The sequence below is a fragment of the Leclercia sp. Colony189 genome (genome assembly GCF_009740165.1).
In the GTDB taxonomy this organism is placed as follows: Bacteria; Pseudomonadota; Gammaproteobacteria; order Enterobacterales; family Enterobacteriaceae; genus Enterobacter.
The window spans coordinates 1,475,671-1,487,655 of sequence record NZ_CP046557.1; the positions used below are offsets into that span (position 1 = coordinate 1,475,671).

Genomic DNA, 11,985 nt, shown 5'->3' on the forward strand with positions numbered 1-11,985 from the left:
AACTACACCTGAAAATGGTCGGGGCGGTTCGGAGTTGTTATGTCTTTTGATACCCTTGGCCTGAACCCGGAAATTCTGCGCGCTGTAGCGGAGCAGGGTTACCGCGAACCGACCCCTATCCAGCAGCAGGCCATTCCTGCTGTACTGGCAGGCCGCGATCTGATGGCCAGCGCCCAGACCGGGACCGGTAAAACTGCCGGCTTTACCCTGCCGCTGCTGCAACGCCTCATCTCAAGCGAACCGCACGCCAAAGGCCGTCGCCCGGTACGCGCCCTGATCCTGACCCCAACCCGTGAACTGGCCGCCCAGGTGGGTGAGAACGTGCGTGAGTACAGCCGCTATCTCAACATCCGCTCGCTGGTGGTGTTTGGCGGGGTGAGCATCAACCCGCAGATGATGAAACTGCGCGGCGGCGTGGACGTGCTGATCGCCACCCCGGGCCGCCTGCTCGACCTGGAACACCAGAACGCCGTTAAGCTCGACAGCGTGGAGATCCTGGTGCTCGACGAAGCCGACCGCATGCTGGACATGGGCTTTATCCACGATATTCGTCGCGTGCTGGCAAAATTGCCGGCCCGCCGTCAGAACCTGCTCTTCTCTGCAACCTTCTCCGACGAGATCAAAGGCCTGGCGGAAAAGCTGCTGCACAATCCGCTGGAAGTGGAAGTGGCGCGTCGCAACACCGCCTCCGAACAGGTGACCCAGCATGTTCACTTTGTTGATAAAAAGCGCAAGCGCGAACTGCTCTCCCAGATGATTGGCGAAGGCAACTGGCAGCAGGTGCTGGTCTTTACCCGTACCAAGCACGGGGCGAACCACCTGGCGGAACAGCTGAACAAAGACGGCATCCGCAGCGCGGCCATCCACGGAAATAAGAGCCAGGGGGCACGTACCCGCGCGCTGGCCGATTTCAAATCGGGTGATATCCGCGTACTGGTGGCAACCGACATCGCCGCCCGCGGCCTGGATATCGAAGAGCTGCCGCACGTGGTGAACTACGAGCTGCCGAACGTCCCGGAAGATTATGTCCACCGTATCGGCCGTACCGGTCGCGCGGCGGCAACAGGCGAAGCGCTGTCGCTGGTCTGTGTTGATGAGCACAAGCTGCTGCGCGACATTGAACGCCTGCTGAAAAAAGAGATCCCGCGTATCGCCCTCGAGGGCTATGACGTTGATCCGTCCATCAAGGCCGAGCCGATCCAGAACGGGCGTCAGGGCGGGCGTGGTCAGGGCGGTGGACGCGGGCAGGGCGGCGGTGGACGTGGTCAGCAGCAGCCGCGCCGTAGCGAAGGCGGCGCGCCGAAAGCGGCAAATAAACCGCCGCGTCGCGATGGCGAGGGCAAACCGGCGGGTGAAGGCCAGCGTCGACGCCGTCCGCGCAAGCCGTCAGCAGCGCAGTAATCTGGAAGCCCGGTCGTAAAGCCGGGCTTTTCTTTTGCGGCCCGCTTGAGAAAGTGCCACAATAGTGGCTGTTTATACAGTACTTCAGGTTCATCATGGCTTTAACCGCCGCGCTGAAAGCGCAAATTGCCGCCTGGTATAAGGCGCTACAACAGCAGATCCCCGACTTCATTCCCCGCGCACCGCAACGGCAGATGATTGCCGATGTGGCAAAAACGCTGGCCGGTGACGAGGGCCGACATCTGGCAATTGAAGCCCCGACTGGCGTCGGTAAAACCCTCTCTTACCTGATCCCCGGCATCGCTATCGCCCGGGAAGAACAAAAGACGCTGGTGGTCAGTACCGCCAACGTCGCCCTGCAGGATCAGATCTACAGCAAAGACCTGCCGCTGCTGCGCAAAATTATTCCCGAGCTGCGCTTCACCGCCGCCTTTGGTCGCGGGCGCTATGTCTGCCCGCGCAACTTAACCGCCCTTGCCAGCACCGAGCCCACCCAGCAGGATCTGCTGGCCTTTCTGGATGACGAGCTGACCCCCAACAACAAGGCCGAGCAGGAGCAGTGCGCCCGGCTTAAGGCCGATCTCGATAGCTATAAATGGGATGGCCTGCGGGATCACACCGATCAGGCGCTCAGTGACGATCTCTGGCGCAGGCTCAGTACCGATAAGGCCAGCTGTCTGAACCGCAACTGCCACTACTATCGCGAATGCCCGTTCTTTGTTGCCCGCCGCGAAATTCAGGAGGCTGAAGTGGTGGTCGCCAACCATGCGCTGGTTATGGCGGCGATGGAGAGCGAAGCTGTGCTGCCGGATCCGAAAAATCTGCTGCTGGTGCTGGATGAAGGGCACCACCTGCCGGACGTCGCCCGCGACGCGCTGGAGATGAGCGCCGAGATCACGGCCCCCTGGTTCCGCCTGCAGCTCGATCTGTTCTGCAAGCTGGTGGCGACCTGCATGGATCAGTTCCGGCCGAAAACCATTCCGCCGCTGGCGATCCCGGAGCGCCTCAGCGAGCACTGCGAAACGATCTATAGCCATATCGCCTCGCTGAATAACATGCTCAATCTCTATCTGCCACCCGGCCAGGAAGCAGAGCACCGCTTTGAGATGGGCACGCTGCCGGAGGAGATCATGGATCTTTGCCGCGAGCTGGCGCAGCTTATTGAAAAACTGCGTGGGCTGGCGGAGCTGTTTTTAAACGATCTCAGTGAAAAAACCGGCACCCATGACGTGGTGCGTGTCCACCGGGTGCTGCTGCAGATGAACCGTGCCCTGGGTATGTTCGAGGGGCAGAGCAAGCTGTGGCGGCTGGCGTCGATGGCCCAGGCCTCCGGCGCGCCGGTCACCAAGTGGGCGACGCGGGAGGTCCGGGAGGGGCAGGTGCATCTCTTCTTCCACTGCGCGGGCATTCGCGTCAGCGATCAGCTGGAAAAGCTGCTCTGGCGCAGCGTTCCGCATGTGGTGGTGACCTCCGCCACGCTGCGCTCGCTGAACAGTTTCTCCCGCCTGCAGGAGATGAGCGGTCTGAAGGAGAAGGCGGGCGATCGCTTTGTGGCCCTCGACTCGCCGTTCAACCACTGCGAGCAGGGCAAGCTGGTGATCCCGCGTATGCAGTATGAGCCGCTGATTGACAACGAAGAGCAGCACCTGGCCGAAATGGCGGCCTACTTTCGCGAACAGCTGGAGAGTAAAAAGTATCCCGGCATGCTGGTGCTGTTCGCCAGCGCCCGAGCAATGAACCTCTTTTTAACCTTTGTCACCGACCTGCGCCTGTTGCTGTTGGTTCAGGGGGATCAGCCCCGCTACCGGCTGGTAGAGCTGCACCGTAAACGTATCGAGGCCGGAGAGCGCAGCGTGCTGGTGGGGCTCCAGTCCTTCGCCGAAGGGCTGGATCTGAAGGGCGACTACCTGACCCAGGTGCATATCCATAAGATTGCCTTCCCGCCTATCGACAGCCCGGTGGTGCTCACCGAAGGCGAGTGGCTGAAAAGCCTGAACCGCTTCCCGTTTGAGGTGCAGAGTCTGCCTGCGGCGTCGTTCAACCTGATCCAGCAGGTCGGGCGCCTGATCCGCAGCCACAGCTGCTGGGGCGAAGTGGTGATCTACGATAAGCGGCTGTTGACCAAAAACTACGGCAAGCGGTTGCTGAATGCCCTGCCGGTCTTTCCCATCGAACAGCCTGAGGTTCCCGAAGTAAAAAAACGCCCGGCTAAGCTTGCCGCCGGGCGCAGGAAAAGCATCCGTGCTAAGGGGCGTGGTCCTACTGGTAAGTGAAGGTAAACAGCACCGTGCTTGAAAACTCCCCCGCGTGGACCGGAACGTACGAGGCGTAATAGCGTGCCGCCATCGGGAAATCGGCGCTGTGGGTGATCGGGTCAATTACCGCATTGAAGCGCGCTTCTGGCGCCAGAATGATCGAGTCGGTGCGGTCGCCCAGTTCCAGCGCCAGCCCTTTCGCCGTACCGGTGTTGGCGAACTTGAACGGATGAAGCCTGTCGCGCTGCCCCTCCAGGTTGATCGTCGCCAGGGTGAGGCTTTGCGGGCAATGCGAAATGGTGATATCAAAATTTTTCCACACGCCGACATCCCCCGGCGCTTTAAAATCACTGGCCACCGCCTGGCCGAGATTGACCACTTTATTCTGGCTGGTGCTGTCCACCTCGCAGGCCGTATCGTAAATATTGCCTTTGATGCTGAGGAGCACGTCGGTGGCTGAGGCGGGCAGGCTGGCCAGCAGCACGAGCAGGGCTACATATTTCATCGGGATCTCACTGATATTCAATGTCGATGGTGGCAATGGTATTGGCTCTTCCGGCAGTCGCCTGAACGCCAGTCTGGTAATACTGCACCCTGAAGGGCAGGTCGAACGGCTGGTTGGGAACGGTCTGGTCGCCAAAAGGGATAGGGTAGTTGTAGCGTAGCGCCACGCCGCCAACCATCATTCGCACCCCGATGCCCGTGGCGCTGTCGCTGCCCGGTGTCAGGTTCAGCACGTCATTGCCGTCACCGAGCGAGGTGCTGCCGTTGGCGCTGGTAACCCGGGCGGTCATGGTCACCGCGTCGGTACAGGTTGCCGTCAGGTTAAAGCTTTGCCAGCCGCTGGTGCTGCCGATGTGGGTAAAGAGAGTGACCGGAAAATTCCCCAGCATAATGACCAGGCTTCTCGGATCTACGGAGCAGGTGGTGGCCTTCAGCGCCAGGCTGCCGCCGTAGCGCACGGCGTTCAGTTGACCCAGCTGTTGATCGGGGTAGATACCCAGGGACCAGATGCCGTTACGCACCGTCGTTGACGTCTGCTCTTTGGTGGTGCTTGCCGTTTTGATCAGCTGCATCCTCAGCGATACGTTGAAGCTGCCGGAGCCGTCACTGCTGACGTACCCCAGGGGCGTGCTTCGGCTGTCACAGTGGGCGTTACGGCCCCGGACCGGCTGGCCGGCGCTGTTCAGCAGTTCAATACCAATCCCCTCGATACCGCTGCGCCAGACGCCCGGCATCCCCGGAATTTCATCGCCTTCGCCCAGATGGCAGGCGGTGATTGGCTTACCGCTGTCGGCAGCGTCACAGTGGCCTTTTACCGTGTGCGTGCGGGCGGAGCCGGGGATAGCATTGCCCACCCCCAGCGTGGCGGGCACCGTCAGCGCACCCGGCGTGGTTGTCCAGGGCAGATCTGCGGTAGAGCATGCTGCTTTAGCCTGCGGCATAAACAGAAACAGGGCGGCAAACAGGGCCAGTACAGAGCCGTAACGGAAGGGTTTCATCTTTTCCTCGATGCTGTCACGAGCACTGCGCGGTGACGCTAATCACCGGGTCAGCGGATCGGGACGGCAGTTGATAGTGGGCGGAGCAGTGCGCGCCTGCGCCTTTGCCCCAGCTGACGTTGACACTGCCCCGGGCGTGCATCCCGGTCAGATAGACCTGGCCGCCATCACCAACGATAAATTCGCCGCTCTCATGGGCCGGCGCCGCCGTGGCACCAAAGGGCACCGGACGTCCATCGGCGCGGGTGAGGGTCAGCAGCACCCGGCTGCCGACGCGGGTATTAAAGTGGGTACGCACCACCGCCCCACGGGTTGGGGTAATAATTTGGGCCGCCTGGCCGACGTCGGCGCCTGCAGGCAGGCTCTCGGTATCCAGTGACACGGTATTGTGATGGTACGGCGTGACGTAAGGCACAATGGCATAGCCACGATAGTCGGTTTTAACCCCGGTCTGGTTTTCGATCCCGGTGCCGTTGGCCCCCGGCGCCTCTACCAATGCCACCGTGTCCCCCATCGGCTGGCCGAGGGTGATGCCGTGGGCATGAGCAATTATGCTCCCCTGTACGCCGAGGTTGAGCTGGCGCTGCTGGTTATCCTGGGAATAGCCTGCCGTCATCTCGCCGTAGGTGGCTTTGTAATCGCTGTTCAGGTTGGTGCTATAGCCGGAAGTGTGGCTGTGGCCCTGCTGAATCCCCCAACTGAGGTTATCCCCCGCCAGCGCGGTGCCGTTCAGGCCGACGCTCTGGCTGGTGTCATGCTTGCTGTTGTTAAAGGTGTAATTGACCCAGGTATTGCTCAGCCAGCGATCCAGCGGAACGGAGACGTTAAAGCCGAAGGTCTGCTCGTTCTCCCGCCGATCGTCGTCATCCTCTTCATCCTGGATGTTTTTGCTCAGGCCATAGTTGATACCGTAGCTGATGCCGTGCCAGCTGCCGTTATAGCCGATGCTCAACGAGGTCATACTCTGGTCGCTGTGCCAGTAATTCTCTTTGACCAGGCTTAACGTCATCGAGCCCAGGGAGCCGCCCAGGGATTGATCGATAGTGGCTTCCTGGCGGTTGCGGCGGCGATCCGTCGGGCTCCAGTCGTCGTCGTGGGTATGGGAGTTAAGGACGTCTGCCATGGTGTCAAACCCGGCGCTGTTGTAGCGATACCCGGCCACCGTAAAGTGGGTGCCGGTGGTCGCGAAGTCTTTGCTATAGCGCACTCGCCAGGCGCGGCCACGGGAGGTTTTTTGCCCCTGCATCTGCGATTTTGCCGCGGTCATATCCACCGAAAACGCTCCCCAGTCACCGATGTTTTTACCGGTGCCGAGCGCCAGGGCATCGTAATACTGACTGGTCTGGATACCGCCGTAGGCGGTGATATCGTACGGCAGGCCATAGATCCCGGTGCCCTGCAGGAACGGTGTCTTCTCCACGCTGTGGTCATAGCTGCGGTAGCGCCCGCCAGTCAGGCTGTACTTGAAGCGGCCTTCACGCTGTAAAACCGGCACCGAGGCGTAAGGCACCACAAAGTGCTGCTCGCTGCCATCGGTCTCTTTGACGGTAACGTTCAGATCGCCGCTGCCGCCGGTAGGGTAGAGATCGTTAATTTCAAACGCGCCGGGGGCGACGTAGTTCTGATAGATCACGTAGCCGTTCTGGCGCACCACCACCTGGGCGTTACTGTGCGCCACGCCGCGAATGCGCGGGGCGAAGCCCTTCAGGCTGTCCGGCAGCATGTCATCGTCGGAGGCAATCTGCGCCCCGGTGAACGACAGGCTGTCAAACACGTCGGAGGGGGTAGAGCTTTCTCCGAGAGTAACGACGCTGCCCAGCGACAGAATATTGCGCTGGGCATAGCTGTAGACCGGCGAGAAGTCGTGCTGCGTGGTACGATCGTCCCGGGTGCGGCTCCAGGTGGAGTAGTTGCGTAGACGCCAGGCGCCGAGGTTCAGTCCCGGCCGCAGGTTGAGATATTCATTACGCTGGTGGCTGCCCTCTTCACCCCGGCTGCGGCTATCCCCGGCGGAGTAGCTGTAGTTCAGCAGGAAAGCGTTGATCCCGTTGTCCATCTCATCCGGCGCCACATAACCGTGAGGCACGGGAACAATGGCCGCCTGGGGGATGCTCAGCAGCAGCTGCTGCTGGCCGGGGCGGAAAGTGGCGCTGGCGGCCGGTAACCCAGAGAGATCGACACAGCCGTCATCCTTGGTGACGCTGAATTTATCGCTCTGGATACCCAGGCTCTTCAGGGTTTCTGGCGAGAGGCAGGGTTGCAGGGTGGCCGGACCGCTGGCTGGCTGTTGCAGGCCAAAGGCGATCTTTCTGTTAGCCACTTTATTATTATTCACATAGACATCCACCTGATAGCTCCCCGGCGCGATGCCCGGGCCCTTCTCATACAGCGAGAGGTCGGTTTTGCCCTGGCCGGGCGTGTCGATATCCAGCAGTGCCGGGTTGAAATAATCCTCCGCCAGCACCTGCTGTACCCCCACGCTCAGCACCGCGCAGCCCAGGGCAATCAGCAGGGTGCGTACGGGATTACGGGGGGCTTTGGTGGAGTAGTCCCAGGGCATGGCGGCGTCGGGCTTATTGCAGTGGTGCAGACAGGGCGTGGCTCACCGCGCCATAATCGTTGATAATTTTCCAGGAAACCGTGTTGCCGGTGATGCCGCCCGGCACGGCAAAGTGCGCGTCGCTGTCGGGAGCCACCCAGGTGACATTGCTGACTTTTTTGCCGCCTACGGTGATGGACTGGAAGTTCATGTAAAACGGTGTCGGGTTGCTCACCACCAGGTTATTCCCCTGTTTATGCCAGCGTAATTTATCTGCCACCTCATCCGGCTTGCCGCTCACTCCGCTCGGACGGTAGATCAGTTTGATCCGCGTTTTAATGGCGATTTGCAGGGTGTTGCTGCTCTCGTTCGGGGAGGTAGAGGGGATAGATTTAATATTCAGCCAGTAGAGCGATTCGCGATCGGCTGGCAGATTGCCCCCGGTGCGCACGACGCGCAGGACGTTGTCCTGTCTGCCATCGAGGCGAAACAGCGGCGGGGTGATAAGAAACGGCGCTTTATCCCGCCCGGCATCAACGTTCTCTACCCAGGACTGCACCAGGTAGTCGAGGTTATCCGGGTTGGAAATCCCTAACGACGCTTCTTTTTTATCTCCCTGATAAATTAAACGGGTCCCTTCGATAATCACCCCGGCGTGAGCGGCGGTGGTCATGACTAACAGGGAGGCGATGAAAATAGATTTACGCATGGTGGGACTCTGAATAAAGCTGACAGCGCCTGGCCGCAGGGGCCAGGCGTAACAGGATTAGTTGTACATTACGGTAAAGGTGGAGACGGCATTCGCCGGACCGGCGGTGATGGTGCTGCCGGTCTGGATATAGCGTGCGCCAAATACCAGATCGTTGGTAGTGGTGCCAGACTGCAGGGTATAGCTGGTCGAGGCGGTATAGAGGCTCAGCGGATTTTCGGTTTTATCCAGCAGCTGAATACCCACGCCGGTTGCCGCACCGGTGCCTGGGGTGACGGCCAGCACGTTGGCGTTGGTGCCGTCAGCGGAGCCACCAAAGGTGATGGCCGCGCTGGTGATGGTTTCCGGGCAGTCTTTCAGTTGAATATCAAATCGGATGGTGCCGGTGGTGGAACCAGAACCGGTGAAGGCCGTTTGTGACACTTTGCCAAGGGACACATCCAGCGGGCTGCTGACGCCATTGACCACCTGGCAGGCGGAATCAATGATCTCACCCGTAAAATTAATTTGCCCCTCGCCGCTGGTTGCAGCCCAGGCAGAGACAGAACAACATAATGCAGTGGCAATAAAGGTGCCGGAGACAATTTTACGCATAATAATTCCTGAGTGAATTCCGGTGTTTATAACATCCGTTGTGATTAATTTTTGGAAAAAAGCGGGGCGACTTTTTATCGGGGGCTAATTTACGTAATTTATTGCAAATTAATAAACATTGGCCTGGTCAATAGTAATTTCATTAGCGGTTGCAATATAATTTTTACTGAAAATACAACAAGTTAATTTTGATTTTACCCGATAGCGATAAGAGAAATGTCTGTTCGATGGCCCCTTATCAACGCTATAGTGTTAATAAGATGTCACAAGGAGAACGATCGTGGATTATCGCAAAATTATTAAAGAGGTCGGTCGAGGGAAAAATCATGCCCGCGACCTGGATCAGGAGACCGCCCGGGCCCTCTATACCGCGATGCTGAACGGCGAGGTGCCGGACCTGGAGATGGGCGGCATTTTGATTGCGCTGCGCATTAAGGGTGAGGGCGAAGGCGAAATGCGGGGCTTCTATGAGGCGATGCAGGCACAAACCCTGCGCCTGACGCCCCCGGTCGCAAAGCCGATGCCGGTGGTGATCCCAAGTTATAACGGGGCGCGTAAGCAAGCCAACCTGACCCCGCTGCTGGCGATCCTGCTGCATAAGCTGGGTTTCCCGGTGGTGGTGCACGGCGTGAGTGAAGATCCGACCCGCGTGCTGACGGAAACCATTTTCACCCTGCTGGGCATTGAGCCGACCCGTCACGGCGGCCAGGCGCAGGCGAAGCTGGATGGGCATCATCCGGTCTATATCCCGGTGAGTACTCTCTGTCCGCCGCTGGAAAAACAGCTGGCGATGCGCTGGCGTATGGGGGTGCGTAACAGCGCCCATACCCTGGCGAAGCTGGCGACGCCGTTTTCAGAAGATGCCGCGCTCCGCCTTTCCAGCGTGTCGCACCCGGAATATGTCACCCGCGTGGCGACATTTTTTGCCGATATCGGTGGCAGAGGGCTTCTGATGCACGGGACGGAAGGCGAAGTCTATGCCAACCCGCAGCGCTGTCCGCAGCTAACGCTGATTGATGCGGCGGGCACCCGGGTGGTGCTGGAGCGCGGCGAAGAGAACAGCGACGTTGTTCTGCCGCAAGCGAAGGATGCTGAAACCACGGCTCGCTGGATTGAGGGCTGCCTCGCCGGGCGCGAAGCGGTGCCGCACTCCCTGAAGCTGCAGATGGCCTGTTGCCTGCTGGCGAGCGGCCAGGTGGAGACGGTGGAGGCCGGTCTGGCGCGGGTTAACCGGAGTTTTTAACTAAAAAAAGGCCCGTCCAGCGATGGACGGGCCAAAAAAATAACAACAGGGTCAATGAGGGTTGGAACATCTCGCCAGCGGACCGGCGAGCAGAGCAGAGATAAGGGTCAGGTTATTTGTAGATAACCGCAGTGCCGCTCAGCTTGTTGTTGGTATTAGCGGAGGTAATGGTGTAACCGGTCGCGCCCGCGGCTTCAGCTTTCGCCGCCAGACGTGCTTCCAGGCCATCCAGCGTGGTCGCGCCTTCTGCACTGACCACACCGATTTTATTCATGCTGTTTGCCTGGGCAGCGGTCACAGATTCCGCAGCGAAAGCACCGAAAGAGAGAGTGGTCAGGGCAACAGCAGCGACAGCATATTTGATGGTTTTCATGGTCAGTATCTCGCAGGTTATTCTGTTAAGGGGACGTTGTTCCGTCGATGTGATAAGTATCACGCTTTTTTGCGAGAGATAAAATCGAAGAGAATTGACGTCATCCTTCGAAAAATTTGAATGACAAATAAGTTATTGAATATTAATAAATTCAGTGAATGGATTTACGTTTCTTACCGTTGCGCTTTACAGACGGGACGGAGAGGGCACATTTTGCCAAACCAGGGGCTAAAATTCGTGCACAAAAAAGTAATCGCTTGTGTGGCCTCATAGCCAGCATAGCAGTCAGCGTAACTGGCTGTCTTTCGATCCTCTGCGATTATATCCTGCGTGTGATGCATTATGTGAATCTTTCTCCTGCTGACAGGCGATGCAAAGCCGCACGCCAGGGACCGCCTTGCGCCGCGCTTCGGGGATCGGCTCTTCACACTCTTCGCAGAATTTCAGGCTCTCGCCTCGCGGAATTTCGCCCCGCGCCCGCGCCACTGCATCTTCAATGGTACTGTTGATCTGTTCGTTAACGGCATCATCATTCGCCCAACCGGAAGCCATAGACCCCTCCTGACAGGTTATTGCGCTGATCAGTAACTATGGGGCCAAAAAACGTACAATCAAGGCGAACGGCTAGATTTCAGACCATTCACGCAGCAGGTTGTGATAGAGATTCAGCAGGGAGAGCACTTCGTCGCTTTCGCCGTGACGGGCACGAAGGGTCTGGATGTTGCGATCCAGCTCGAACAGCATGCCGCGCTTTTTATCGTCGCGGATCATCGACTGGATCCACATAAAGGAGGCTACCCGCACGCCGCGGGTGACCGGCGTGACGCAGTGCAGGCTGCTGGAGGGATAGAGCACCAGATCGCCCGCCGGGAGCTTGACGCTGTGCTGGCCGTAGGTGTCGTTCACCACCAGCTCGCCGCCCTCGTAGCTGTCGGGGTCGCTTAAAAAGAGGGTGGCGGAGAGATCGGTCCGCATCCAGCCGCTTTGCGGATGGCTTCGCACGGCGCCGTCAACGTGAAAACCGTAGGTCTCCTGCTGCTGGTAGCGGTTAAACAGCGGGCTTGAGATCTGGCGCGGCAGAGCGGCGGCAAAAAAGAGCGGGTGCTGATTCACCGCCTGCAATACCGCGGCCTGTAGCGTGGCATACAGCGGGCTTTGGGTGTCTACCTGCTGGTTGTTTTTAACCTGCGCCCCCTGGTTGCCTACCGTGGCGCGCCCGTCAATCCACGGGGCCTGCTCCAGTTGGGCGCAAAAGTGCGCTACCTCATCGGCGTTCAGCACGCCCGGAATGTGATACATCATAATAATTCTCCGAAGCGTGGGGCTAAAGCCCCACGCGGATCAGACGTGCACTGAAGCATGGGGAGCC

Annotated in this window: 11 protein-coding genes; 3 read left to right on the forward strand and 8 right to left on the reverse strand. The window is 59.2% G+C overall.

All coding sequences use genetic code 11. The features are described 5' to 3' along the window. Window positions 1–39 precede the first annotated feature (39 nt). Entirely contained in the window at window positions 40–1,401 is a 1,362-nt protein-coding gene (gene rhlE / locus GNG29_RS06960; protein ID WP_103178778.1) for an ATP-dependent RNA helicase RhlE, read from the forward strand. A gap of 95 nt (window positions 1,402–1,496) precedes the next feature. Further along, window positions 1,497–3,674 (forward strand): ATP-dependent DNA helicase DinG, encoded by a 2,178-nt coding sequence (dinG, locus tag GNG29_RS06965; RefSeq protein ID WP_156654133.1) that lies wholly within the window; start codon window positions 1,497–1,499, stop codon window positions 3,672–3,674. Here dinG and GNG29_RS06970 read toward each other — a convergent pair. Genes GNG29_RS06970 through GNG29_RS06990 form a run of 5 tightly spaced genes read right to left on the reverse strand, consistent with a single transcriptional unit; the run spans window position 3,661 to window position 9,000 of the window. Continuing rightward, the gene (locus tag GNG29_RS06970) at window positions 3,661–4,161 is read right to left on the reverse strand and encodes a fimbrial protein (RefSeq protein ID WP_103181052.1); all 501 of its coding nucleotides are present in this window, start codon (window positions 4,159–4,161) and stop codon (window positions 3,661–3,663) included. The two genes, dinG and GNG29_RS06970, sit on opposite strands and share 14 nt — an antisense overlap. A gap of 7 nt (window positions 4,162–4,168) precedes the next feature. Further along, on the reverse strand, window positions 4,169–5,158 hold the full coding sequence (locus GNG29_RS06975) for a fimbrial protein (RefSeq protein ID WP_103178780.1): 990 nt from the start codon (window positions 5,156–5,158) through the stop codon (window positions 4,169–4,171). 16 nt (window positions 5,159–5,174) lie between these two features. After that, window positions 5,175–7,718: a fimbria/pilus outer membrane usher protein gene (locus GNG29_RS06980; protein WP_156654134.1), complete on the reverse strand. Its 2,544-nt coding sequence runs from the start codon at window positions 7,716–7,718 to the stop codon at window positions 5,175–5,177. Window positions 7,719–7,731: 13 nt separating this feature from the next. Continuing rightward, complete coding sequence (locus tag GNG29_RS06985) at window positions 7,732–8,406, reverse strand: molecular chaperone (protein WP_156654135.1); 675 nt, start codon at window positions 8,404–8,406, stop codon at window positions 7,732–7,734. Between the two features lie 57 nt (window positions 8,407–8,463). Continuing rightward, the gene (locus GNG29_RS06990; protein ID WP_103178783.1) at window positions 8,464–9,000 is read right to left on the reverse strand and encodes a fimbrial protein; all 537 of its coding nucleotides are present in this window, start codon (window positions 8,998–9,000) and stop codon (window positions 8,464–8,466) included. A gap of 280 nt (window positions 9,001–9,280) precedes the next feature. Between GNG29_RS06990 and ybiB the strand changes: the two genes are divergently transcribed. After that, window positions 9,281–10,243 carry a DNA-binding protein YbiB gene (ybiB, locus tag GNG29_RS06995; protein ID WP_156654136.1) on the forward strand — a complete coding sequence of 321 codons (963 nt, stop codon included), beginning with the start codon at window positions 9,281–9,283 and terminating at the stop codon, window positions 10,241–10,243. A 112-nt stretch (window positions 10,244–10,355) separates the two neighbouring features. On the opposite strand, the gene ybiJ is transcribed toward ybiB, so the two are convergent. The 3 genes from ybiJ to ybiX form a co-directional block, all read right to left on the reverse strand. Beyond that, window positions 10,356–10,616: a DUF1471 family protein YbiJ gene (ybiJ, locus tag GNG29_RS07000; protein WP_103178785.1), complete on the reverse strand. Its 261-nt coding sequence runs from the start codon at window positions 10,614–10,616 to the stop codon at window positions 10,356–10,358. 285 nt (window positions 10,617–10,901) lie between these two features. Then, entirely contained in the window at window positions 10,902–11,168 is a 267-nt protein-coding gene (locus GNG29_RS07005) for a DksA/TraR family C4-type zinc finger protein (RefSeq protein WP_039029401.1), read from the reverse strand. 72 nt (window positions 11,169–11,240) lie between these two features. Beyond that, the gene (gene ybiX, locus GNG29_RS07010) at window positions 11,241–11,918 is read right to left on the reverse strand and encodes a PKHD-type hydroxylase YbiX (protein ID WP_156654137.1); all 678 of its coding nucleotides are present in this window, start codon (window positions 11,916–11,918) and stop codon (window positions 11,241–11,243) included. Between the last annotated feature and the right edge of the window lie 67 nt (window positions 11,919–11,985).

Coding starts and splice junctions, on each gene's coding strand:
- rhlE (WP_103178778.1), top strand. CDS start 40: ATGTCTTTTGATACCCTTGGCCTGAACCCGGAAATTCTGCGCGCTGTA.
- dinG (WP_156654133.1), top strand. CDS start 1,497: ATGGCTTTAACCGCCGCGCTGAAAGCGCAAATTGCCGCCTGGTATAAG.
- GNG29_RS06970 (WP_103181052.1), bottom strand. CDS start 4,161: ATGAAATATGTAGCCCTGCTCGTGCTGCTGGCCAGCCTGCCCGCCTCA.
- GNG29_RS06975 (WP_103178780.1), bottom strand. CDS start 5,158: ATGAAACCCTTCCGTTACGGCTCTGTACTGGCCCTGTTTGCCGCCCTG.
- GNG29_RS06980 (WP_156654134.1), bottom strand. CDS start 7,718: ATGCCCTGGGACTACTCCACCAAAGCCCCCCGTAATCCCGTACGCACC.
- GNG29_RS06985 (WP_156654135.1), bottom strand. CDS start 8,406: ATGCGTAAATCTATTTTCATCGCCTCCCTGTTAGTCATGACCACCGCC.
- GNG29_RS06990 (WP_103178783.1), bottom strand. CDS start 9,000: ATGCGTAAAATTGTCTCCGGCACCTTTATTGCCACTGCATTATGTTGT.
- ybiJ (WP_103178785.1), bottom strand. CDS start 10,616: ATGAAAACCATCAAATATGCTGTCGCTGCTGTTGCCCTGACCACTCTC.
- GNG29_RS07005 (WP_039029401.1), bottom strand. CDS start 11,168: ATGGCTTCCGGTTGGGCGAATGATGATGCCGTTAACGAACAGATCAAC.
- ybiX (WP_156654137.1), bottom strand. CDS start 11,918: ATGATGTATCACATTCCGGGCGTGCTGAACGCCGATGAGGTAGCGCAC.